The organism is Pseudomonas sp. B21-031 (assembly GCF_024748985.1).
Lineage (GTDB): Bacteria > Pseudomonadota > Gammaproteobacteria > Pseudomonadales > Pseudomonadaceae > Aquipseudomonas > Aquipseudomonas kermanshahensis.
Genome location: NZ_CP087181.1, coordinates 3,670,829 through 3,693,467, shown reverse-complemented (window position 1 = coordinate 3,693,467; position 22,639 = coordinate 3,670,829). Strand labels below are relative to the sequence as shown.

Genomic DNA, 22,639 nt, shown 5'->3' with positions numbered 1-22,639 from the left:
ACAACCTCAGCCTTGGCGGTCAGTGCGTGGGCGCGGTGCCGGTGCCGAGCACGCTGATTTGCCAGGCGCTGGGGTTGTAGCCAAGGATGCGCTTGAACATCGCGGCGAATGCGCTGGCGCTCTGGTAGCCGTGCTCCAGCGCCACGTTCAGGATCGGCTTGCCATCGGCCAGGCACTGCTGGCTGAGGATCATGCGGGTTCGGGCCCGCCACTCGCCATACGACATCCCCACCTCACGCTGGAACAACCGCGCCAGGGTGCGGGCACTCATGTTCAACTGCGCGCCACACTGTTCTAGCGTCAGGTCCTGGGCCGGGTCTTCGAGAAACCCCTCGCACCAGGCGCGCAGCCGCGCATGCTGCGGTACTGGCACGAAGGCGTCGATGCGCTCGGCCGTTTCCAGTTCTCGTTGGATCAGTGCCCGAGCGTGCTCGCCCAGCGGCTCGTCGCGTTGCAACATCCGTGACCCCGCCAGGATCAACTCGCGCAGCAGGCCGGAGACCGCGATCACATGGCAGCGAGTGACGTGCGACCCCAGCAGCAAGGTGCGCATCGCCACTTCGCCTTGCATGCGCACTTCGTGGCTCATGCCGGCTGGTATCCACAGCGCCTGCCCGCGCGGTATCACCCAGTTGCCGCCATCGCTGCACACGCGCATCACGCCGTTGGCGGCATACATCAGTTGATCTTCGGCATGGCAGTGGCTGGCAACCACTTCGCCGTGTCGGTAGTCCATTCCCAAAGCTTGCATGCCAATCTCCTCGGGCCGTATGTGGCGAGCAGGGGTAACGATTGGATCCAATGCTATCGCAAGGCGTTCAGGCGGGGTTGCTAAGTGTTCGCGTGCAACGCAGAAATATGCGCTTGAATTGCGCTCAGGGTGTAAATCGTGGCTGTTCGTGGCGGGTTGGCCAGCCCTGGTGATGCTGGACCAGGAAGTCCACGAACACCCGCACCCGTGCCGGCATCGCCGGGCCACCGACGAATACGGCGTGTATCGGCTCGCGGTCACCGGGGTTGTAGGCTTCCAGCACGGGCACCAGTTGCCCGTTGTTGAGGTCATCGGCCACTGTGAAGGTGCCGATGCGCGCGATGCCGGCCCCCAGCCTGGCGAATTGGGCCAGTGCCTCGCCGCTGCTGCACTCCAGGTTACCGGTGACTTTCAGGGCAAAGGCCTGCCCGTCCCGGCGAAACGGCCAGTCGGCTTCAGCGCGGCGGAAGTTGAAGCGCAAACAGTTGTGGCGGGCCAGGTCTTCAGGTTCCACCGGGGTACCGCAGCGTTGCAGGTAGTCGGGCGAGGCGACGATCACTTGGCCGGTGTCGCCAATGTAGCGGGCGCTCAGCGAGCTGTCCGGCAGATGGCCGAAACGCAGCGCGACATCGGCCTGGCCGCCGGCGATGTCGACCACTTCGTCGCTTAAGGTAAGGTCGACCAGCACTTGCGGGTACAAGGCGCTGAACTGCGCCAGCAAAGGCACCACCGTCAGCCGCGCATGGCCCAGTGCGGCACTGACCCGCAGCCGGCCCCGCGGTACACCTTGGTCGGTGATGGCATCCTCGACCTCATCCAGGTCGGCCAGGATGCGCCGTGCGCCGCGCAGGTAGGCGTCGCCCTCGGGGGTCAGCGTAATGGCGCGGGTGGTGCGCAACAGCAGGCGAGTGCCCAGGCGCTGTTCGGTGCGCGCGATGATCCGGCTGACAGCCGACGGCGTCAGCCCCAGCGCGCGTGCCGCCGCAGACAAGCTGCCTTCTTGCGCCACCTTGGCAAAAATCTCCATCTCTCCAGACCTTCCGGTGACGTCCATTTGTGCCTCGTGCGCAAAGGTGGTTGGCAAAAATGCAGACTAGTGCCCGCATGAAACGGATCGTAGCATTTCAGGCACAGATAAGGAGCCGTTTCATGCGCATCAATCCACCCCTCGTCGCACTCGCCATCGGTGCCTTTGGCATCGGCGTCACCGAGTTCGCTCCCATGGGCATGTTGCCCAGTATTGCCACTGACCTTGGCGTTTCGATCCCCGCAGCCGGGCTGCTGGTCAGTGCCTACGCCCTCGGCGTGCTGATCGGTGCCCCGCTGATGACTTTGGCCACCGGCAGGGTGCCACGGCGTTACCTGCTGATCGGGCTGATGGCCATTTTCACCCTGGGTAACCTGATGTCGGCCCTGGCGACCGACTACGCCAGCCTGATGGTTGCCCGCGTGGTGACCTCGCTCAACCATGGCGCGTTCTTTGGCATTGGTTCGATCGTTGCGGCCAGCGTGGTGCCGCCTGAAAAACGGGCAGGGGCCGTGGCGGCCATGTTCATGGGGCTGACGTTGGCGACCATCGGCGGTGTGCCGCTGGCCACCTGGTTTGGCGAATTGCTGGGGTGGCGTACGGCCTTCTGGGGCATTGCGGGCCTGGGGCTGATTGCGATGACGACGCTGTGGTACGCACTGCCTAATGTGCCGCTGCCGAAAAGCGACGGGGTGATGGCCGAGATCCGCGTGCTGGGCCGTGGCCCGGTACTGGCGGCGTTGGCTCTGACCGTGGTGGGCTCTAGTGCGATGTTTACCGTCTTTACCTACATTGCGCCAATCCTGCACAGTGAAGCCCAGGCCTCCACTGCGTTTATCACCACCATGCTGGTGTTGTTCGGTATTGGCCTGACGCTGGGCAACGTGTGGGGGGGCAAGGCGGCGGACCGTTCGGTTGACCGCACGCTGATCGTCTCGTTGGCGGTGCTGATTGCCGTGTTGCTGGTGTTCCCGCTGCTGATGCCCTGGGCACTGCCTACCGCACTGGCGGTGCTGGTGTGGGGTGCTGCCAGTTTTGCCCTGGTACCGCCGCTGCAGATGCGCGTGATGGAGGCCGCCAAGGAGGCGCCCAACTTGGCGTCTGCGGTGAATATCGGGGCGTTCAACCTGGGCAATGCAATCGGTGCCGCGCTGGGTGGCGCGGTGATCAATGCAGGGCTGGGTTACCCGGCGATTTCCCTGGCGGGTGCGTTGATGGCGGGGTTGGGCCTGGTGATGGTGTTGCTGTTTGCCTGGCGCTCGCGGGCCGTCCAGGCCTCACGGCTGGCCACGCTGTAAGGGGGGTAGGAGCAGCCTTGCGCTGCGAAGAGGCCGGTGGCAACACCGTGGATCTTCGCTGCGGGTACGGGCCTCTTCGCAGCACAAGGCTGCTCCTACCTCAATCGCGCCTGCCGCTAGTACGCAGCGGCCAGCGCAATCTCCACCCCTTCAAATTCCGCCATCGCATCCCGCATCGCTTCGCAAAAATACGCCCGTGAAGCCCGGTCAAACAGCAGCTGCAAGGCCGGCACCGCTTCACGCCCGACGTTCACTACAATCACATTGATCCGCGCCGCTGATGTCTGCGCCACGGCTCCGACCGGGAAGGCCTGGGCACGCAGGTCAACCCCGCATAGCTTGGCCATCACCGCGCTGCAATGCTGCCCCGACAGTTGCAGCCAGGCGTGGCTGTGCTGGCGCGGCAGCAGGTAGTTGCGCTGGGCGTCCTGCAACCAGTCGGCCTCTTCGGCGGCAATCCGCGCCCCTTGGTCGGCGAAACTGCCCAGCAGCAGGTACTCGGTGGCTGACAGCCGCGCCACCCAGCTACCGTCGTCCTGGCGCAGCGCCTGGTTGGGCTGTGGCGGCAAACGATAGCCGCGTGCTTGCAGGTAAGTCGCGCTGTCGGCGCCACGAAAACCCACCCGCGCCAGGTCGGTCAGGTCGGTCAGCGCGCAGGTCAGCAGTGGCTCGGCCTGTGGCTGGGGATAGAAGCACTGTTCTGTCTTCAGGCTAGTCATGGCTCACAGCTCCTGGCGCAGGTTATCGGGGTCATGGAAGGGCAGTTGCACCACCTTGGCATTGACCATCACACCGCCCTCCACGCGGATCGGGATGTGCATGCCGGGGGTGGCCTGGTGGGCGCCGGCGTAAGCCAGGCCGATGATCTGCCCCAGGGTTTGCGAGTACTCGCACGAGGTGACGTTGCCGCTGATGTCCGGGCCGTCCAGCACCAGGTGGCCTTCCAGTGGCTGCGGGCTGCCCTTGGGCAGGGTGAAGCCGACCAGCTTGCGCTTGAGCGGCTGCGCTTCGAGGATCTCGATCGAGCGCTTGCCGACGAAGAACGGTTTCTTGCGGCCGATCGCCCACTGCATGTCGATTTCAGCGGGGTGGGTCATGCCATCGGTGTCCTGGCTGATGATCACATGGCCTTTTTCCAGCCGCAGCAGGCGCTGGGTCTCGACCCCGAACGGGCGAATGCCCAGCCCGGCGCCTGCTTGCATCAAGGCGTCCCACAGGCGTTCGGCATGGCGTGCCGGCACATGGATTTCATAGCCCAGCTCGCCGACGAAACCGACCCGCAGGATGCGCGCCGAAATGCCCGCCACCTTGCCCAGGCGTACGCCCAGGTAAGGGAAGGCCTCGGCCGACAGTTCCACGCCTTCGCACACCTTGGCCAGCACCTGGCGCGACAAGGGGCCGGCCAGGTTGACGGCGGCCAGGGCGGCGGTGACGTTGGTGATGTCGACGTCCAGGCGCCACTGCGCGTTCCACTTGAGCATCTGCTGGTAGATGCGGTCGACGCCACTGGTGGTGGCGCTGACATAGAAGTGCTGCTCGGCCAGGCGGGCGCAGACGCCGTCATCGATCACCACGCCGTGCTCGTTGGTCATCAGTGCATAGCGGGTGCGGCCGATCGCCAGTTTGGCGAAGCCGAAGGTGTACAGGCGCTCGAGCAGCTCAGCGGCATCCGGGCCGCGTACGTCGAGGCCGCCGAGGGTGGAGACGTCGATCAGCCCAACCTTCTCGCGCACATGCCGCGCTTCTTCTTGCATGCAGCGTTCGCGGTCCTCGGGCTTGCCGTAGTAGGCCGGGCGCTGCCAGATGCCGGCGGGCATCATCTTCGCGCCTGCTTGCAGGTGGCGGCGGTGCATCGGTGTCTGCCGGTACGGGTCGAAAGCGCGGCCAGCGACATGCGCCAGCTTTTCCGCCTGGAATGGGGGGCGCGCCGTGGTCACGCCGGTTTCGCTGATGCTGCGGCCCGTGGCCTGGGCCACCAAGCGCGCGGTGGGCAGCGCCGAGTGGCGCCCTTGGGACGGGCCCATGCCGACCGTGGAAAAGCGCTTGACCAGTTGCACGTCGCGATAGCCGCTGCGGGTGGCGTTAACGATATCGCGCACCTGCAAGTCTTCGTCGAAGTCGACGAAATCCTTGCCCTTGGGGTGCGGGAAGATCGGCCACGGATGATTGACCTTGGCCTCTGCGACGAAGCTTGCCTGCGCAGGGGCCTCCAGGCCAAGCGCCGCCAGGGCCTCGCTAGCTGCGCGGGTGGCGTCCGTGAGCACATTGCTCAGCACATGCCGGCCGTTCACCGAGCCTGCGATATCCAGCCCTGCCGGTAGGTTGCTGAGGGTGAACTCGTCGCGGTTGACGTCATAGGCCAGCTTGCCGCCAGCCTGGCACAGCAGTTGGTACACCGGCATGTAGCCGGCCGACATGCACAGCAGGTCGCAAGCCAGGCGCAGGCCATGGTCGCCGACCTTGCCCTGGCCGGTGATCGGGCGGATATCGACGCCAGTCACATGGCGCATGCCCTTGTCATGCAAGGCTTCATAGACGGTGCTGCCCAGGTGCAGGGGAATGTCGCGGCGCTTGAGCTCGCTGGCCAGCGCGGCATCGGCGGGCGCGGCGCGCATGTCCACCAGGGCGGCGATGGCCACGCCTTGTTCCTGCAGGTCGAGTGCGGCCAGGTAGCCATCGTCATGGCCAGTGAGGATCACCGCCCGTTGCCCCGGCTTGACGGCGTACAGCTTCATCAGCCGTTGCGCGGCGCTGGTCAGCATCACCCCGGGCAAGTCGTTGTTGCGAAACACCACCGGCTGGTCGAATGAACCCGCCGCCACCAGGCAGCGCGTGGCGCGTACCTTGTACAGGCGCTTGTGCTGAATCACCGGCAGGTAGTTGTCGGTGAACCAGCCGTTGCAGGTGGCCTCGAGCAGCACGTGGATATTCGGGTGGCCCTCGACAGCCGCCAGCAGCTCCTGGCGCAGGGTGGCCGCGCGGGTGCCGGCAATGTCGAAGCGGGCGTAGGTCAGCGAGCCTCCCAGCACCGGTTGCTGCTCGATCAGCAGCACCTTGGCCCCGGCGTTGGCCGCGACCAGCGCCGCGCGCAAACCGGCAGGGCCGCCGCCGATCACCGCCACATCGACGAACAGATAGGCCTTGTCGTAGTACTGCGGCTTGAAGCCGAGGTCCAGCACGCCGAGGCCGGCCTTCTTGCGGATCAGCGGTTCCCAGACCTTCCACATGCCCTTGGGCTTGTAGAACGAGCGGTAATAGAAGCCTACCGGCATGAACCGCGAAAACGTGCCCAGGTAGGCGTCACGGTCGTGTTCCAGGCTGCCGTTGAAGTTCTGCCCCTCGACCACCTGCCCATCACGCGCCGCCTCCAGGTCGGCCAGTACGTTGGGTTCGTCGGGCAGTTGCACCAGAGTGTTGGCATCCTGCCCAGCCAGGCTCAGCGGGCCTCGCGGACGGTGGTACTTGAACGAGCGCGACAGCAGCCAGCGGCCGTTACCGAGCAGGGCGCTGGCGATGCTGTCACCGGCAAAGCCCGAGCAGGCCTGGCCATCGAAGTTGAAACGCAGGGGCCGCTCGCGGTCAATCAGCAGGCCCATGGGCGCGGGGAGGCGAGTGTGGCTGTTCATCCGGCGATCTCCGGGGTGGCGGCGGGGGTGAAGTCGACGCGGCGGTCGAACAGTGCTTTCGGGTCGAAGGTGCGCAGCACCTGGTCGCTGACGGTGTGGCGCTCAGCCAGGAACCAGTAGCTGGAGGCGTTGTGCAGCCACCACTCGATGACCACACCGGCGTGGTTATCGCTGTTGAACACGTAGTCGGCCCATTCGGCATCGCTGCAGGCGGCCGGGTTGGGCATGTGCTTGAACTCGCCGCCGTAGGTGAACTCGCTGATGTTGCGCGGGCCGTTCAAGGGGCAGGTCAGGATCTTCATCGTGCGGTCCTTTTAGTGGCTGGCGGCGGTCGCGCCCATTTCGTTGACTTGCTGGAAGCGGCTGAAGCGCTCCAGGGCGAAGGGCGCGATCATCTCTGGCACCTTGCCGCCACTGGCGACCAGCTCGGCCATGGTCTTGCCGCAGATGGGCGTGGCCTTGAAGCCCCAAGTACCCCAGCCGGCGTCCAGGTAGTAGTTGTCGACCGGCGACAGGCCCATGATCGGGCTGTAGTCCGGCGTCATGTCGGTCATCCCGGCCCATTGGCGCATCAGCTTGGCGTTGGCCATGAACGGGAACATCTCGATGGCGTGGGCCAGCAGGCTTTCCTTGAGGTCGAGGGTGGAGCGGGTGTTGTACAGCGGGTAAGGGTCGGAGCCGCCGCCAAAGACGATTTCGCCACGGCTGGTCTGTTGCACATAGCAGTGCAGCGCCGACGAGCTGACCAGCGGATCGAGGAACGGCTTGAACGGCTGTGTGACCATGGCTTGCAGCGGATAGGTGTGAATCGGCGCACGGATGCCGGCCTTGGCCATCAGCAGCGAACTGGCGCCGGCCACGGCCTGGACCACGCAACCGCACTGCACGGTGCCGCGGTTGGTTTTGACCGCTTCGATGCGGCCATTGCGGATCAGCAGGTCCTGCACCTCGGTCAGTTGATGAATTTCGACCCCGCGCTTGGCGGCCTGCTTGGCGTAGCCCCAGGCCACCGCGTCGTGGCGTGCGGTGGCGCCGTCGATGTGCCACAACCCGGCCAGCACCGGCAGGTGGCCGGGGTCGAGGTTCAGGCTCGGCACCAGTTCGCGGATCTGCTGGCGGTCGATCATCTCGGTGCGCCCGCCAAAGTGCTTGTTGACCTCGGCACGCTGGCGGAAGGCGCGCACGGTGGCGTCGGTGTGCGCCAGGGTCAGCTGGCCGCGCTCGGAGTACATGATGTTGAAGTCGAACTCGTTGGACAGGTTCTGGAACATCCGCACCGATTCTGCGTAAAAGCGCACGCCCTCACTGGTGAGGTAGTTGGAGCGAATCACCGCCGTGTTGCGTGCGGTATTGCCGCCGCCCAGGTAGGCCTTTTCCAGCACCGCGACGTTGGTGATGCCGTGGTACTTGGCCAGGTAGTAGGCGATGGCCACACCGTGGCCGCCGCCGCCGATGATCACTACGTCGTAGCGCGGTTTGAGTTCGCAGGGTGGCGGCAGGTCGACTTCTACCGGGTAGTCGGCGCTCAGGCCGTATTTCAGCAGGGCGAAAGGCATGCGGTGCGCTCCTGTTGGGCGGCCTGTTGTTGCAGGTCGAGGGCGAGCAGGGTGTTTTTCATCAGGTAGGCGATGGTCATCGGGCCGACGCCACCGGGCACTGGGGTGATGCCGGCGACCTGGGGCAGGGCAGCGGCGAAATCGACATCGCCGACCAGGCGGCTGCGGCCGTCTTCATCGATGCGGTTGATGCCGACGTCGATCACCACTGCGCCGGGCTTGAGCCAGTCCGCGCCGATCAGGCGCGGCTTGCCGACCGCAGCAACGAGGATGTCGGCCTGGCGGCACAACGCCGGCAGGTCGTGGCTGCGCGAGTGCACCACGGTCACCGTGCAGTCGGCTTGCAGCAGCAGGGCGGCCATGGGTTTGCCGACAATGTTCGAACGCCCCACCACCACTGCGTGCTTGCCGCGCAACTCACCGCAAGCATCGCGCAACAGGCGCATGCAGCCACTGGGGGTGCAGGGGGTGAGCACGTCGCGGCCCTGGGCCAGGCCGCCGACGTTCTCGCTGTGGAAACCGTCCACGTCCTTGAGCGGGCTGATGGCTTGCAGCACGCGGTGCGCGTCGATGTGTGCCGGCAAGGGCAGTTGCACGAGGATGCCGTTGACCGCGTTGTCACGGTTGAGCCGGTCGATCAGGGTCAGCAGGTGGGCTTGAGACGTGTCTGCCGGCAGGCGATGCTCCAGCGAGCGGATGCCCACTTCCTCGGCGCGCAGCACCTTGTTGCGCACATACACCTGGCTGGCGGCGTCGGCGCCTACCAGCACCACGGCCAGGCCCAGTTGCACACCGCCCTGGCGCAGGGTGTGCACCTGCTCACGGACCTCGGCCAGCACCCGCGCCGCTGTGGCCTTGCCGTCGATCAGCTTGACGCTGGGGAGGGCGTTCATTTGAAGATCACCGTGCGGTCGTGGTTGAGGAACACCCGGTGTTCCAGGTGGTACTTCACCGCACGCGACAGGGCGATGGTCTCGGTGTCACGGCCGATGGCTACCAGGTTGTCGGGGGCGTAGGCGTGGTCCACGCGCTGCACTTCCTGCTCGATGATCGGCCCTTCGTCGAGGTCGCTGGTCACGTAGTGGGCGGTGGCGCCGATCAGCTTGACCCCGCGTTGGTAAGCCTGGTGGTAAGGTTTGGCGCCCTTGAAACCGGGCAGGAACGAATGGTGAATATTGATCGCCCGGCCCGACAGTTGCCGGCACAGGTCGTCGGAGAGGATTTGCATGTAGCGCGCCAGCACCACCAGCTCAGTGCCGGTGTCCTCGACGATGCGCATCAACGCGGCCTCCTGCTCGGCCTTGGTCTCTTTGGTTACCGGCAGGTAGACGAAACGGATGCCCTGGCGTTCGGCCATGGGGCGCAGGTCCAGGTGGTTGGAAACCACGGCAGTGATGTGCATGTCCAGCTCGCCCTTGGCGTGGCGGTAGAGCAGGTCGGACAGGCAGTGGTCGAATTTGCTGACCATCAGCAACACACGCATCGGCCGGGCGCTGCTGTGCAGGCTCCATTGCATGTCGAAATGCTGGGCGACGTCGGCAAAGCCCGCTTCCAGTTGCGGCGTGTCACCGCTGACACCGGTGTTGTAACGGAACACCGCGCGCATGAAGAAGCGGCCATTGTCCTCGTCGTCGAACTGCGCCATCTCGCTGATGTAGCAACCGTGCTCGGCCAGGTAGGTGGTCACCGCGGCGACGATGCCGGACACGGCCGGGCAACTGACGCGCAGGATGAAATGATCGGGAGCGGGATGCATGTCGGGGCCTCGTGGTGGAGTGGGGCAGGTCGGGCACAAGGGCAAAGGGGTTCGCGGGACGGCGAAGAGTGTTTCTTGGTAGGAATATAAATTTCCTTTAGGCGATTTATAGGCGAAGTGATGGGTGGAGGTCTAGCGTTTTGTGAAATTTTTTTGCCTGGCAGGAAATAATCTGGATTTTTTGGGGCTGGGGCTGCTGTACAGCCCTTCGCCGGCAAGCCGGCTCCCACAGGAACCGTGCATTCTCGTGGGAGCTGGCTTGCCGGCGATGGGGCGCGCAGCGGCCCTTTTGGCCCTAACAGGTTCGAATTGGGGCTTGATGGCGAAGAAGGCTATGCTTGCCCCATGAGCACACCACCCAACCTTCGCCAACCGTGCCCCCCTGGCGCCTGTAACTGCGGCCGCGAGCACCTGACCGAGCAGCCGTCAGCGGCGCAGCGCATCCTGCTGCTCACGCGGCAGGAGGAGAAGCGCCTGCTCGAGCGTTTGGAGAACCTCAAGGACTTGGAAGACCTGCAGCGTCTGCAACAGCGGATGTATGAAAACCTTGGCATCCGTGTGCACATTGCCCCGGGGTTCAATGAGGTGCGGACCATGCGCGGGATCGTCATCGAGCTGGAAGAGCAACCGGGGCTTTGTCGCAAGACCCGGCAGTTGATACCGGCGGCGATTCGGCGGGGGTTGGAGCGTAATCCGCAGGTGGCTTATCGGTTGCTGGATGACCATGACCTGCTGCGGGGGGCGTGAGGGGGTGGGTTACAGGGCATGTCTTTATTGCTTTGGCGCCTGTGAGATCGAGCGCCGCCCGCGCGGCGCTTCGCAGCACAAGGCTGCTCCTACATCTGTTTCGGGCCAGTCACGCTTGTGAGGGCGGCGCGCGACCGCTTTGTTGGTCCGACGTGATATCGAGGTGGGCGCCTATGCCTCAGGAATAATTGGCCCGAAACACTTGTAGGAGCAGCCTTGTGCTGCGAAGCGCCGCGCGGGCGGCGCTGGATCTCCCAGGCGCAGCAAAAACAACGCCATGCCCCTTTCAATCACCCCCTAATTTTCCCGCACCGCCCTACGTCTACTTGAGAACCGTCCTACGCCAAGCGCGTACCGGCACCTATCACTCAAGGAGACAGGCAATGACTTCCGTATTCGACCGCGACGATATCCAGTTCCAGGTAGTGGTCAACCACGAAGAGCAGTACTCGATCTGGCCCGACTACAAGGCAATCCCCAATGGTTGGCGAGCAGTAGGCAAGAGCGGCCTGAAAAAAGACTGCCTGGCCTACATCGACGAGGTCTGGACCGACATGCGCCCGCTGAGCCTGCGCCAGAAGATGGCCGAAGCCGCAGCGCAGTGACCTCGATGAACCTGCTGTGCCTGCCGTATTCCGGGGCCAGCGCCATGGTTTACAGCCGCTGGCGGCGCAAGCTGCCGGCCTGGTTGCAGGTGCGGCCGGTGGAGCTGCCTGGGCGCGGTGCGCGCATGGGCGAACCGCTGCAGACCGACATGCAGGCGCTCGCCCGGCAATTGGCGGCCGAGCAACGCCTGGCCGCCAGCGCGCCGTATGCCTTGCTCGGTCATAGCCTGGGCGCGCTGCTGGCCTTCGAGCTGGCCCATGAGCTACAGGCGCTGGGGTGTGCGCCGCCGCTGGCGTTGTTCGCCTGCGGCACCGCTGCCCCCACCCGGCGCGAAGACTACGATGGTAAGAATTGGCGCGACCCGAAGGGCGACGACGAGCTGATCAGCGAATTGCGCGAACTCAACGGTACGCCAGAGGAAGTGCTGGGCAATGCCGAGTTGATGAGCCTGACCTTGCCGATCCTGCGCGCTGACTTTTTGCTGTGCGGCCGCTATGCCTATCGCCAGCGGCCAGCGCTGCAATGCCCGCTGCACGTACTGGGTGGTGAAGACGACCGAGCCAGCGAGGAGCAACTGCTGGCCTGGCGCAAGGAAACTCTGGGCGACTTTTCGTTGGAAGTCTTCCCCGGCAGCCACTTCTTCATCCACGAACACGAAGACCGTGTGCTCGGCGTGCTGACTGCGTCGCTTGAGCCGCATCGGCTTTCGGCCTGATTGACGTCACCGCTTGCCTGGGGGAGGCTAGGCCTTTTCCCAGGCAAGGGGCAGACAATGCTGATCGATCCACACAAGGCCACGCTGCTGGTCGTCGACATCCAGGAAAAACTCATCGGTGCCATGAGCGACCCCGAAGGCACTCGGGCGCGAGTGCGCTGGTTGCTGGCGGCGACTGCGGAGCTGGAACTGCCGACGGTCATTTCCGAGCAGTATCCCAAAGGGCTTGGCCCTACCTTGGCGGAACTGACCGCTGCAGCGCCTGCTGCCCAGGTAGTGGAAAAAAGCCATTTCTCCTGTGTGGCCGCCGAGTGCCTGCCGGCCAGTTTGATGGCGCGTGAGCAGGTGATCGTCTGCGGCATGGAAACCCACGTCTGTGTGCTGCAAACCGTGCTCGGCCTGCTGGCGCTGGGCAAGCAGGTGTTCGTGGTCGAGGATGCCTGTGACAGCCGCACCGCAGCCAGCAAGGCCGCGGGCCTGGCGCGCATGCGTGCAGCCGGGGCGCACATCGTCACCCGTGAGATGGTGCTGTTCGAACTGCTGGGCAGTGCCAGCCACCCGCAGTTCCGCCATATCAGCAAGACCTACCTGGTCGGTGAGCAGCCCTGAACGCGCGGTTACTGGCGACGGCCCTGATGGCCCTGGCGCTGCTGCAAGGCTGTGCTGGGCGTCGTGAAGAAGAGCCTGAAGCGGACCCGGCCAAGGTGCGCGCCCAACTGATGCGCTTATTACCCGCGCAAGCCAAAGACCGTGTGGGCTGGGCCAAGGACATTCAACAGGCCTTCGAAGCGCAGCGCATTGTGCCTAGCAAAAGCAACCTGTGCGCGGTACTGGCGGTCACCGAACAGGAGTCGACCTTCAACGCCGACCCCCAGGTGCCCAACCTCGGGCGCATCGCCCGCGACGAAATTGACCGCCGCGCCGCGCGCCTGCACATTCCCCGCCTGCTGGTGGATGGCGCGCTGAAGACGCCCTCCGGCAACGGCCAGAGTTACCAGCAGCGGCTGCTGGCCGTGCGCAGCGAGAAGCAACTGAGTGCGCTGTACGACGAAGTCATCGCCCGCCTGCCACTGGGCAAGACCTTGCTGGGTGGGCTCAACCCGGTGCACACCGGCGGGCCGATGCAGGTCAGCATCGACTTCGCCGAAAAGCACGCCAAGGACTACCCCTACAGCTATGACGGCACGATCCGCCAAGAAGTGTTCAGCCGCCGTGGCGGCCTGTATTTCGGCATTGCCCACTTGCTGGGCTACCCGGCGCATTACGATCGCCAGCTGTACCGCTTCGCTGATTTCAATGCAGGCTGGTACGCCAGCCGCAATGCGGCGTTCCAGGCAGCGCTGAGCAAGGTGACGGGCGCCAGCCTGGCGTTGGATGGCGACCTGATTGCCCCCGGCGCGATCATGCCCGGTACCACCGAACTGGCGGCGCGCAAATTGGGGGTGAAGCTGGGTTTGCGCAACCCGCAGATTCGTAGCCAGCTGGAGTCGGGTGACAGCCTGGCCTTTGAAGACAGCAAGCTGTACAGCGGTGTGTTCGAGCTGGCGGATGCGGCGGCAGGCAAACCGGTGGCGCGTGCGGTCTTGCCGGGGATCGAGCTGAAGAGCCCGAAGATTACCCGCAAGCTCACCACCGCGTGGTTTGCGGGCAGGGTGGATGAGCGGTATCAGCGGTGCATGAAGCGCTGAATGTCGATGGCCTGTGCCGGCCTCTTCCCGGCCAAGCCCGTCACCGACGGAGACCTGTGGGAGCGGGTTTACCCGCGAAGAGGCCAGTACAGGCGGCATCAGCTTTCGGTCAACGCGCCAACCACTTGGTCAACACTGGCCTTCAACCCGGCCACCGCATCATCGGCATCACTGTCCACCACCACCAACCGGGCCCCTGCAGCCTTGATCACCTCAGCCACCGCCGGCTCCGGCTGGCGATGGTCCAGCACCAATGCCACATCCTGGTTTTTCAGGTTTTCCCCCAGCGCCTTGAGCGCCGCCGCATCCCACTTGCCCTCGGCCGGCAGCGCCTGCTCCACCACATCCAGGTTCAACCCGCTGGCCAGGTAGCCCAAGCGCTCGGACAGGCTGACCACGGTCAAGTTGTCTACCTCGGCCAGCTGGGTCTGGCTGCTGGCCGTCAGCTCCAGCAGCTGACGCTTGAGGCCGGCCAGGTTGCCTTGGATCTTCGCCTTGTCGGCCGGCGACAACCGTTCCAGGTCATTGGCCACCACATCGGCCATGCGCCCGAGGTTGGTCGGGTTCAGCCACGGGTAGGCGCCGTAGGCGTCGTCGCCGGTCACCGCAATCCCTGGCAAGGCGCCGTCCACCGGGCGCGCCGCATCAATTTCGACGATGCGGATATTGCTGCGCCGGGCCATCGGGTAGAGCGGGTCGTCACGCCAGATCGAGCGTATACCGATGACTGCGTCGGCCTGTTGCGCGGCGTTTGCCAGGCTTTCGCCGCCGCGGCTGCTGAAGTACGAAGGTTGGCGGCTGGCCGGCAGGTTGGCAGGCGCTGCGCGCTTGAGCTGCACTGAAGTGCCGTCGAGCAGGGCGGTGGCCAGGCTGTGAGTCACCGGCAAGGTGGTGAGCACTTGCGTGGCAAAAGAGAGCGAAGGCAGGCCCGCCAGGGTCAGTGCCAAGGTCAGCTGTTTCAGGTTCATGCCGGGTTTCCTTGCAAGCGTGGAACAAGCGCGCGGGCCAGCGCGGCCAGTGCGAAGCAGATGCCGGCGACCAGGATGATCGCAGCGCCGGAAGGTACCGGCAGGTCGCAAACGATCGGCAACAAGATGCCGAGCAGGGTGCTCAGCGTGGCGATCAGCACCGAAATGAAGAAAAAGCCCTTGAGCGACTGGCTGACCAGGCGCGCCGCAGCCGCCGGAATCACCAGCAGCGCACCGACCAAAATCGCCCCGATCACCTTCACCGAAGCCACCGTGACCAGGGTCACCAGCACCACGAACAGGTAGTCCAGGGTCTTCACCGCCACCCCGCGTACCGCCGCCAGTTGCGGGTTGAAACTGGCCAGCATGATGCGGTTGTACAGCGGCAAGGCCAGCGCCAGCACCAGCACCGCGACGATACCCAGCACCACCAGGTCTTGGGCGCTGACCGTCAGCACCGAGCCGAACAGCACGTTTTCGAGGATATGCACGTTGATCTTGCCCGCCAGCATCAGCAGCAGGCTCGCACCCAGGGCCAGGGACACCGACAAGAACACGCCGATCAGCGTATCCGGCGACAACCCGGTGCGGTTACGCAGGAAGTTGAGCAGGATGCCGAACAGCAGGCAGTAACCGAACAGGCTGCCATAAGGGCCGGTATACGGCTCGCCCAGCAGGATGCCGATGGCCACCCCCGTGAGCGCGGCATGGCCAACCGCCTCGGAGAAGAAGGCAAAGCGCTTGACCACCACCAGGGTGCCCAGGCCGCCCAGCACCGGGCCGATCATCAGGCCGGCCAACAGGGCATTGACCACGAACCCGTAGGCCAGCGCCTCGGGCAGGTAGCCGGTGTTGGCCCATTCCTGGACCAGTTGGCGAAATGCTTCAAAACTCATGAGGCAAGGCTCTCGCTGCGCGGGTGAACGGAGAACAGGCCAAGCAGGCGCTCTGGGGTCAGGGCCTGTGCGGGTGGGGCGTCGAATAGCACCTGGCGGCTCAGGCCGGTGACCCGGTCGGCCAGGCGCAGCACGGCCTCCAGGTCGTGCTCGATCCACAACACAGTGGTGCCAGCCTGGCGCCAGCCGTGCAGCAACTGCTCGAACACCTGAATGCCTGCTTCGTCGAGGGCCGACATGGGTTCATCCAGCACCAGCAGTTGCGGCTCGGGAATCAGCCCCTGAGCCAGCAGCACGCGTTGGCGTTCACCGCCGGACAGCGCGCCCATGCGCCGCTTGCGCTTGTCGAGCATGCCGACCCGGGCCAGCGCGGCATCGATGGCCGGTTGCACGCGGCGTGACAGGCCGAGGAAGGCGGGCCGGCGCTGGCACATGGCGGCCATGAAGTCGTCCACGGTCATCGGCAGGCCACGGTCGAACTCCAGCGCCTGGGGCACGTAGCCGATCACTTCGTGGGGGCTCGGCCAGTGCAGAGTCAGTTGGCCCTGGTGCGGCATCTGCCCGAGCAGGGTCTTGATCAGCGAGCTTTTGCCGCCGCCGTTGGGGCCGACGATCGCATGCACGCTGCCGGCCGCCACGCTGAAGCTGACCTGTTCGAGAATGCGGGTGCGGCCCAAGGTCAGGTCGATGCCGGCAAACTCAATGCGCGGGCCATTGGCCGCAGCGAGGTGGGCGGCGGCGGTCATGCGCGGTTCTCCTGGATGGCGCGGACCACGGTGTCGAGGTTGCGCTTCATCTCCACTTCGTACTTTTCCTTGGTGTAGTCACCGTAGGAAATGTGCGTCAGCGGGTACAGGCGCACGCCCGATTCGCGCTGAATGGTCTCGACGTAGGCGGACGGGAAGTCCATCTCCGAGAAGATCACTTTCACGTCCAGCGCCTTGAGCTGGTCGATGGTCTTTTTCAGCTGGGCCGGGCTGGGCTCGATGCCGTGCGCCGGTTCGACCACTGCAGTGACCTCCAGGCCAAAGTCACGCACCAGGTAGTCGTAGGCCGCATGGATGGTCGCCACGCGGAAGGTTGCGCTGGGCGCTTCGGTGACCTTGGCCAGGGCCTCGGCGCGCAGGGCGCGCAGGCGTTTGGCATAGGCGCGGGCGTTTTGCGTGTAGAGCTTCGCGTTGTCCGGGTCGAGCTTGCCCAGTTCGCGGGCAATGTTGTTGACCTGGGCGATGGTGGTACTGATCGACAGGAAGGTGTGTGGGTTGACCACCTTGCCGGCGCCACGCGCGGCGATGCCGGTGGCGGCCAGCAACGGCACATTCTGGTTGGCCTCGATGGTGGCGATGCCGGGTTTTTCGCTGGCCGCGATCATGCGGTCGGCGAAGTCGTCATGGCCCACACCGTTGAGCACCACCACGTCCAACGTGCCGATGCGTTTGATGTCCTCCGCGCGCGGCTCGTAGGCATGTGGGTTGAAGCCCGCCTGGATCAGCGGCACCACTTCGGCCTTGTCACCGACAATATTGCTGACGTAGCTGTAGTACGGGTGCAGGGTAATGCCGATGCGCAGTGGCTTGCCGTTATCGGCCAGGGCCAGTGCCGGCAGGGCAAGGGCCAGGAGCAGGGCGAGGGCGGAGCGGAACATGGGGGAGTCCTTGGGTTCAGTGACGGTGTTCGCGGGTGACCCCGGCGTCGTAGTGGCTGACCACCTGTTGCCAGCCGGCGGCGATCAGGGCGGCGTGGCCCAGGTCGTCCGGCGTAACGGCGGCGCTGTCGCGGCGCAGCCACACATCCGGCTGGCCAGTACTGTCGTCAGGCAGAATCAGCAGCAGGCTGCCGGCCACCTGAGGGGCCTGGCTGCGGCCCAGGTAGGCGCCAGTTGCCAGCCACGACCACTGGTGGCCACCGCGGCTCTGGCTGCCCGCATCGACCACAAAAGGGGGCAAACCGTCGTCGGCCAGGGCTTGTACGCTTGGCACGGCGGCGGTTTCCTCGCGCAGCAACTGGATCTCGTCGAAAGCCACGCGCAGGTCGGTGTACAGGCCTTGTTCGGCAGGGGTCAGGTCGCGGCGGGCGTCGATCTGGTGGCTGGCGATGGTCTGTTCGTCCTCGCGTTCGCCACGCAGCATCACCACCGTGGCGGCCAGCACCACGATCAACAGGCTGACCAGCAGCACGTACAGGGTTTCGTGGCCGGCGCCGGCCGGGCGGACTACCTGGGCGCGGTTCATGGCTGGGCTATTCATGGCCGGGCTGTTCATGGTTGGGCAATGTCGGCGTAGTCGACTTCGACGACATGCCCAGGGCCTGCATCGAACAGCACGTAGAACTCACCGTCGGGGCGTTTGAAGGTGAGGGTCGAGTCGTCGCCGAGCTTGCCGCCGACCAGCACCTGCTCGTCATAGCCGATCACATCCAGGGTCACCCCAGGGGCGCCGCTGCCATCCGAGAAACCGCCGGTGCATTTGACCTGGCCGCTGGCCACTTCTTCGCATTCGCACATCGGGTTGTGGGCCAGGGCCGGGCCGGCGGCCAGTACCAGCAAGGGCAGGGCGAGCTTACGCATCAGGTGTTTCATTTCTTGCCTCCTTGTTTCTCGAGCCAGGCCACGGTGGCGGGCGAGGCCTTGGCCAGGGGGACCGAAGCCTGGTGCATGCTGCCGTCCCAGCCTTCGAGGGTGATCCAGATCTGTGCATCAGGCTGGGTGCGCGGCGGTATCAGCAGGTTGGTGCCCATGCGGTACGGCGCGCCGAAGAAAATGGTGCCAGCAGCGCGCAGGCTGCGCGGTTTGCCGATGCGTAGGTAGACGGCCTTGACGTCATTGATGCAGGCCTTGCACAGCGAGGCGCTGAACGACTTGAAATGGCCGGCCGGGCCGTCGGCGCGTGGTGCCTCGTCACGCAGTTCGGCCAGGTCCAGGCTGTAGGGTCCGACCTGGATGTCGCTGATCACGTTCGCCCCCAACCCGGCGTCACCACGGAACAGCCTGGCGTTTTCGAAGTACTTGGGCATGAAGCCCAGCGGGATGAGGATTAGCAGGATGTTCAGGTGGAAGCGCCATTTCAGCCACCACTGCTTGAGCGGGCTGGCGGGCAGGGTCTTGGCCTGGCTCATGGGCGGATCTCCACGGTGGTTTCACGGCTGGCCGCGCGTGGCGCACGCTCGCTGCGCTTGAGGGCGGCGGCGGTCGCCTGGGCGGTGCGTTTGGTCCAGATCAACAGGCCGCTGAACACCATCAGGGTGAGGACCAGGCCAAAGAAGAACCAGATCAGCTTGATCGCCAGGCCGCCAAAGTCGCCGGTGTGCAAGGGGCGCATGGACTCGGTGACGAACTCCAGGGCAGAGCGGTCGCTGAGCAGGAACTGGCTGTCGACGTTGCTGGTGTAGGGGTTGACGGCGGCTGACTGGAACATCAGCGGGTACCAGCCGCGGCCACCCAGGGTGACATGGCTGTAGGCAGTAGCAGGCAGCGAAACGGAGCTGATCTCCAGGCCCGGGATCGCCAAGCCGGCGATGCGCGCCGCTTCATCCACATCGATGCGCGGTGCCTGGCTGCCATCGGCTGTCTGCGGCACATCCTCGCGGGCGATGACCGGCACGATAGGTCGGCTGGAGATGCTGATGTTGTTGTCGAACAAAATCGCCTGGATCAGGAACCAGGTACCGGTAATGGAAATGACCGCGATGAACCAGATCGACCAAACCCCGGCCAGCCGGTGTAGGTCACCCCAGAAGATGCGCGAGCCATGGCCGGTGCGAACGGGCTTGAAGAAGCCTTTCCAGAATTTCTTGTAGACCACCAGGCCTGTGACCAGCGAGGCCAGCATCGGCAGGCCGAGTATCGAGACCAGGTACCAACCCCAACTGAAGCCATTGGTGAAGGGCACCAGCCACCAGCCATGCAAGGCGCGGGTGAAGCCTTCGAAGTTGAAGTCCGGGCTCTTGCCCTGGATGGCCCCGGTATACGGGTTGACGTAGAGCGTTGGGCTGGTGCCGTCGGGGAAGGTCACATTGGCGGTCAGGGCAAAGTGCGAGCCATCGGGCTGCCTCAGCGACTCCACGGCCATGTCCGGCTCGGCCTTGTGCAGGGCATCGAGCACCTGCTGGTAACTCAGGCGCTCGGCATCGCCGTCAGGCTTGCTGGCGCGCACGTCCGGGTTGGCCAGCCAGACGATCTCCTGGCTGACCACGGCGAGCATGCCGGTAAAGCAGACGATCAGCACGAAGAACCAGATCGGGAGGGCGAGCCAGCTGTGGACCAGGAACCACAACTTGGATTTGGATTTTTTCGGGGATTTGGCCATCTGATCGTCTTCTGAAATGTGTAGTCGAGCTTATGCCCAACCAAGAGGGCTGCACTTATAAAGACGAATGAGAATGGAAATCCTGCCGTTTTAAATGCAAGCAAATGTTTCAGAAAGCGCAGGCCGGCCTTCGCGCAGGGCGACAGGCCGGCGAGTAGAGGCGGGAATCAGGCGCTGGTCAGGGCGACAGCCGGTTGCGAACGGCCATTGAGGCGCGACAGGTCCTGGTACAGCGCCTGGCCGATCTCGGCGGCGCGGGCGGGCAGCACCGAGAGCAAGGTGTCGCTCAGGCCATGGCTGTTCTCGCAGAAACCTTGCAGGTATACCGACGCCTGCAGGTCTGGGCTGGCCAGGACGCGGTAGTTGCGGTCGACGCTGAAGTCGTCCAGGTAACCCGCTAGCGGTGCCAGCAGTTCGCGGTGCGAGCGGCGCTCGTAGCCGGTGGCCAGGATCACCGCATCGTAGCGGTGGGTCTGGTGCTGGCCAGTGGCGAGGTCGCGCAGGGTCAGTTCCAGGCCTTCGCGGGTGGCCACCACTGCTTCCACCTGGCGCCGGCACAGCACGTTGTGGCGGAACTGGTGGGCGACCTTCTGGCGGTAGAGGATGCCGTAGATGCGTTCGATCAGGTTCAGGTCGACCACCGAGTAGTTGGTGTTGTGATACTCGCCCAGCAGCTTGCTGCGTTGGTCGGCCGGCTCGTTGTAGACCAGGTCGGTATAGCCTGGGGAGAAGATCTCGTTGACGAACGGGCTGTCGTCGGCCGGTTTGAGTGCCGAGCCGCGCAGAATCATGTCGACCTTGACCGACGGGTAGCTGTCGTTGAGGTCGATGAAGGCCTCGGCGGCGCTCTGGCCAGAGCCGATCACCGCGATGCGCATCGGCTTGCCTTCAGTGCATGGCAGTTTGTTCAGGCTGCTGAGGTACTGGGAGTGGTGGAAGACGCGCGGGTCATCTTTGAAGGCGCTGAACTTTTCCGGGATTTTCGGCGTGCCGCCGCTGCCGACCACTACCGAGCGGGTGCGGCGGCTGTATTCGCGGCCTTGCAGGTCGCGCGAGACCAAGCGCAGGTGCTCGACCCGGCCGGCCGTCACTTCGGGCTCGATGCGCACCACTTCTTCGCCATACACCGCCTGGGTGGCGAAGTGCTCGGCGGCCCAGCGCAGGTAGTCGTTGTACTCCAGGCGGCAGGGGTAGAAGGTGCCGAGGTTGATGAAGTCGGCCAGGCGCTGCTTCTGGTGCAGGTAATTGACGAAGCTGTAAGGGCTGGTCGGGTTGCGCAGCGAGACCAAGTCCTTGAGAAACGAAATCTGCAGCTCGCTTTGGGTCGCCAGGGTTTCGCCGTGCCAGCGGTAGTCTTTCTGCTTGTCGATGAACAGCGCGTCCAGGGCATGGCCCTGGGACTGAGCGAGCTCTTCCAGGGCGATGGCCAAGGCCAGGTTAGAAGGGCCGAAGCCCACGCCGATCAGATCTTTGATTGTTTCCTGCTGTGAGGACTGGCTCATGGCTGCGATTCCCTGAATGGTCGAATGTGGACGCCCGCCGGGGCTCCGGCTCCTGCGCAAGTACATGTGTTGGAACGAGCCACACGAGGGGGAATTTACTGGTGGGGTTACAGGGTTTTGTCGCCGCGGGCTAAAGAACTGCGTCCGCCGGCCGATAGGGGAGTCAAGGCAAGGACTGACCCGAAGGCAGGGAATCGGCATGACAGCAATATCTTTGAGTAACCTCCACATCAATGGTGTTTCCGCCCAGGCGATGAGCGCCGCGGCTGCCGCCGAGCGCGAGCAGGCTAAGCAGGCCGCGCAGAGCGAAAAAGGCGGGCCATTGAGCATCAGTGGCGACACCTTGAAGGCGGGTGGCGGTGGCCAGGCGGAGTCGGCACAGGGCAGCGAGAGCAGCGACGAGTCGGCGGCCGTACAGCAGCTGCGGCAGATGATCAAGGAACTGCAAAAGCAGCTGGCTGAAGAACAGAAGCAGTTAGCCGCATTGATGGCGTCGAAGATGGAAGAAACTGCCAAGGCCGCTGCGGTGAGCGCCAAGCAGGCCAGCATCGCCACCCTGACTGGGCAAATCATGCAGGCGACCGCGCAACTGCTCGAAGCGCTGCAAGAGAGCGGTGGCAGCAGCGCGGGTGGGATGGTCAGCACCCAGGCCTAGGCCCTAACTGACTGGCCTAGGACTGTTTGTAGGAGCAGCCTTGCGCTGCGAAGAGGCCGGTGCATATCCCCTAGATGTCAGGGGCCTGCACCGGCCTCTTCGCAGCACAAGGCTGCTCCTACACCAGCAGCCTCAGAAATCCCAGCGGGTCGTGACCATCAGGTTGCGTGGCTCGCCATAGTAGGTGGTGTCGAAGTTGCCCAGCCCGGTCAGGTACACCTTGTCGAACACGTTGTTGGCATTGACCGTGAAGCTCAGGTGCTCGCTGTACTGGTAGCGCGTCATCAGGTCCACCAGGGTTTGTTTGTAGGGCAGGCCATCGACCTGCGAAAGCAAGAACGCCTCACGCACCTTGGTGCCGAGCGCTGCCAGCATCGCATCGAGCTCGAACAAGGTCTGCAGCAGGGCAACACGCTGTTCTGCCGAAATGTCCAACGCTTCGGGTTGCTCGGCCAGTACCTGCAACCAGGCCCGTTCCAGGTGCACGCGGCGCAGGTGGTCGATCATCAGGCTTGGCAATGACCCGCGGTCCGACAACGTTTAC

At 64.7% G+C, this 22,639-nt stretch carries 24 protein-coding genes and 2 pseudogenes; 7 read left to right on the top strand and 19 right to left on the bottom strand.

Annotated elements, in window-relative coordinates; all coding sequences use genetic code 11:
• Positions 1-19 precede the first annotated feature (19 nt).
• Both LOY53_RS16235 and LOY53_RS16230 read right to left on the bottom strand, forming a co-directional pair.
• Positions 20-751 (bottom strand): helix-turn-helix transcriptional regulator, encoded by a 732-nt coding sequence (locus LOY53_RS16235; RefSeq protein WP_252824851.1) that lies wholly within the window; start codon positions 749-751, stop codon positions 20-22.
• Between the two features lie 124 nt (positions 752-875).
• Positions 876-1,805: a LysR family transcriptional regulator gene (locus tag LOY53_RS16230; RefSeq protein ID WP_258702972.1), complete on the bottom strand. Its 930-nt coding sequence runs from the start codon at positions 1,803-1,805 to the stop codon at positions 876-878.
• Positions 1,806-1,900: 95 nt separating this feature from the next.
• On the opposite strand from LOY53_RS16230, the gene LOY53_RS16225 reads away from it, so the two are divergent.
• A complete protein-coding gene (locus LOY53_RS16225; RefSeq protein ID WP_258702971.1) occupies positions 1,901-3,076 on the top strand; it encodes an MFS transporter in 1,176 nt (391 codons plus the stop codon).
• 116 nt (positions 3,077-3,192) lie between these two features.
• Here the strand turns inward: LOY53_RS16225 and LOY53_RS16220 are convergent, their stop codons facing one another.
• Genes LOY53_RS16220 through purU form a run of 6 tightly spaced genes read right to left on the bottom strand, consistent with a single transcriptional unit; the run spans position 3,193 to position 10,014 of the window.
• The gene (locus LOY53_RS16220; protein WP_258702970.1) at positions 3,193-3,795 is read right to left on the bottom strand and encodes a sarcosine oxidase subunit gamma; all 603 of its coding nucleotides are present in this window, start codon (positions 3,793-3,795) and stop codon (positions 3,193-3,195) included.
• 3 nt (positions 3,796-3,798) lie between these two features.
• Positions 3,799-6,702, bottom strand: coding sequence for a 2Fe-2S iron-sulfur cluster-binding protein (locus LOY53_RS16215; protein WP_258702969.1), 2,904 nt, complete (start codon positions 6,700-6,702; stop codon positions 3,799-3,801).
• Positions 6,699-7,004 (bottom strand): sarcosine oxidase subunit delta, encoded by a 306-nt coding sequence (locus tag LOY53_RS16210; RefSeq protein ID WP_252824846.1) that lies wholly within the window; start codon positions 7,002-7,004, stop codon positions 6,699-6,701. The genes LOY53_RS16215 and LOY53_RS16210 overlap by 4 nt, the downstream gene beginning before the upstream one ends.
• A 12-nt stretch (positions 7,005-7,016) precedes the next feature.
• Positions 7,017-8,258 (bottom strand): FAD-dependent oxidoreductase, encoded by a 1,242-nt coding sequence (locus LOY53_RS16205; RefSeq protein WP_258702968.1) that lies wholly within the window; start codon positions 8,256-8,258, stop codon positions 7,017-7,019.
• Positions 8,240-9,151 (bottom strand): bifunctional methylenetetrahydrofolate dehydrogenase/methenyltetrahydrofolate cyclohydrolase FolD, encoded by a 912-nt coding sequence (gene folD / locus LOY53_RS16200; RefSeq protein WP_258702967.1) that lies wholly within the window; start codon positions 9,149-9,151, stop codon positions 8,240-8,242. Before folD ends, LOY53_RS16205 begins: the two co-directional genes overlap by 19 nt.
• The gene (gene purU / locus LOY53_RS16195; RefSeq protein WP_252824843.1) at positions 9,148-10,014 is read right to left on the bottom strand and encodes a formyltetrahydrofolate deformylase; all 867 of its coding nucleotides are present in this window, start codon (positions 10,012-10,014) and stop codon (positions 9,148-9,150) included. Before purU ends, folD begins: the two co-directional genes overlap by 4 nt.
• A gap of 345 nt (positions 10,015-10,359) precedes the next feature.
• Between purU and LOY53_RS16190 the strand changes: the two genes are divergently transcribed.
• The 5 genes from LOY53_RS16190 (at position 10,360) to LOY53_RS16170 (ending at position 13,770) form a co-directional block, all read left to right on the top strand.
• A complete protein-coding gene (locus LOY53_RS16190; protein ID WP_252824842.1) occupies positions 10,360-10,761 on the top strand; it encodes a hypothetical protein in 402 nt (133 codons plus the stop codon).
• 383 nt (positions 10,762-11,144) lie between these two features.
• Entirely contained in the window at positions 11,145-11,366 is a 222-nt protein-coding gene (locus LOY53_RS16185) for an MbtH family protein (RefSeq protein ID WP_003256222.1), read from the top strand.
• Positions 11,363-12,082, top strand: a complete 720-nt coding sequence (locus LOY53_RS16180) for a thioesterase II family protein (RefSeq protein WP_099454588.1) — start codon at positions 11,363-11,365, stop codon at positions 12,080-12,082. Before LOY53_RS16185 ends, LOY53_RS16180 begins: the two co-directional genes overlap by 4 nt.
• Before the next feature lie 57 nt (positions 12,083-12,139).
• On the top strand, positions 12,140-12,691 hold the full coding sequence (locus LOY53_RS16175; protein WP_252824841.1) for a hydrolase: 552 nt from the start codon (positions 12,140-12,142) through the stop codon (positions 12,689-12,691).
• Between the two features lie 26 nt (positions 12,692-12,717).
• Positions 12,718-13,770 (top strand): DUF1615 domain-containing protein, encoded by a 1,053-nt coding sequence (locus LOY53_RS16170; RefSeq protein ID WP_252824840.1) that lies wholly within the window; start codon positions 12,718-12,720, stop codon positions 13,768-13,770.
• A 98-nt stretch (positions 13,771-13,868) separates the two neighbouring features.
• Here LOY53_RS16170 and LOY53_RS16165 read toward each other — a convergent pair whose 3' ends face one another.
• The 9 genes from LOY53_RS16165 to LOY53_RS16125 all read right to left on the bottom strand — a co-directional run bounded on the left by LOY53_RS16165 (position 13,869) and on the right by LOY53_RS16125 (position 21,440).
• Positions 13,869-14,738 (bottom strand): metal ABC transporter solute-binding protein, Zn/Mn family, encoded by an 870-nt coding sequence (locus LOY53_RS16165; protein ID WP_258702966.1) that lies wholly within the window; start codon positions 14,736-14,738, stop codon positions 13,869-13,871.
• Entirely contained in the window at positions 14,735-15,634 is a 900-nt protein-coding gene (locus LOY53_RS16160; protein ID WP_027596190.1) for a metal ABC transporter permease, read from the bottom strand. Before LOY53_RS16160 ends, LOY53_RS16165 begins: the two co-directional genes overlap by 4 nt.
• The gene (locus LOY53_RS16155; protein WP_027596191.1) at positions 15,631-16,380 is read right to left on the bottom strand and encodes a metal ABC transporter ATP-binding protein; all 750 of its coding nucleotides are present in this window, start codon (positions 16,378-16,380) and stop codon (positions 15,631-15,633) included. The genes LOY53_RS16160 and LOY53_RS16155 overlap by 4 nt, the downstream gene beginning before the upstream one ends.
• A complete protein-coding gene (locus tag LOY53_RS16150; RefSeq protein WP_258702965.1) occupies positions 16,377-17,279 on the bottom strand; it encodes a metal ABC transporter substrate-binding protein in 903 nt (300 codons plus the stop codon). The genes LOY53_RS16155 and LOY53_RS16150 overlap by 4 nt, the downstream gene beginning before the upstream one ends.
• Before the next feature lie 16 nt (positions 17,280-17,295).
• Positions 17,296-17,865: a DUF6162 family protein gene (locus LOY53_RS16145; protein ID WP_099428923.1), complete on the bottom strand. Its 570-nt coding sequence runs from the start codon at positions 17,863-17,865 to the stop codon at positions 17,296-17,298.
• A 26-nt stretch (positions 17,866-17,891) separates the two neighbouring features.
• A complete protein-coding gene (locus LOY53_RS16140) occupies positions 17,892-18,212 on the bottom strand; it encodes a hypothetical protein (protein ID WP_027596194.1) in 321 nt (106 codons plus the stop codon).
• Positions 18,209-18,748: a thiamine pyrophosphate-binding protein gene (locus tag LOY53_RS16135; RefSeq protein ID WP_099454583.1), complete on the bottom strand. Its 540-nt coding sequence runs from the start codon at positions 18,746-18,748 to the stop codon at positions 18,209-18,211. The genes LOY53_RS16140 and LOY53_RS16135 overlap by 4 nt, the downstream gene beginning before the upstream one ends.
• Positions 18,745-19,938, bottom strand: a complete 1,194-nt coding sequence (locus LOY53_RS16130; protein WP_252824836.1) for a PepSY domain-containing protein — start codon at positions 19,936-19,938, stop codon at positions 18,745-18,747. Before LOY53_RS16130 ends, LOY53_RS16135 begins: the two co-directional genes overlap by 4 nt.
• 167 nt (positions 19,939-20,105) lie before the next feature.
• Complete coding sequence (locus LOY53_RS16125; protein ID WP_252824835.1) at positions 20,106-21,440, bottom strand: lysine N(6)-hydroxylase/L-ornithine N(5)-oxygenase family protein; 1,335 nt, start codon at positions 21,438-21,440, stop codon at positions 20,106-20,108.
• Between the two features lie 199 nt (positions 21,441-21,639).
• On the opposite strand from LOY53_RS16125, the gene LOY53_RS16120 reads away from it, so the two are divergent.
• A complete protein-coding gene (locus LOY53_RS16120; RefSeq protein WP_252824834.1) occupies positions 21,640-22,095 on the top strand; it encodes a hypothetical protein in 456 nt (151 codons plus the stop codon).
• 132 nt (positions 22,096-22,227) lie between these two features.
• On the opposite strand, the pseudogene LOY53_RS16115 reads toward LOY53_RS16120, so the two are convergent.
• Together LOY53_RS16115 and LOY53_RS16110 are read right to left on the bottom strand one after the other, a co-directional pair.
• A pseudogene (locus LOY53_RS16115) lies at positions 22,228-22,395 on the bottom strand (hypothetical protein); the annotation flags it as partial.
• Between the two features lie 12 nt (positions 22,396-22,407).
• Positions 22,408-22,602 (bottom strand): annotated as a pseudogene (locus LOY53_RS16110) (RNA polymerase subunit sigma); the annotation flags it as partial.
• Between the last annotated feature and the right edge of the window lie 37 nt (positions 22,603-22,639).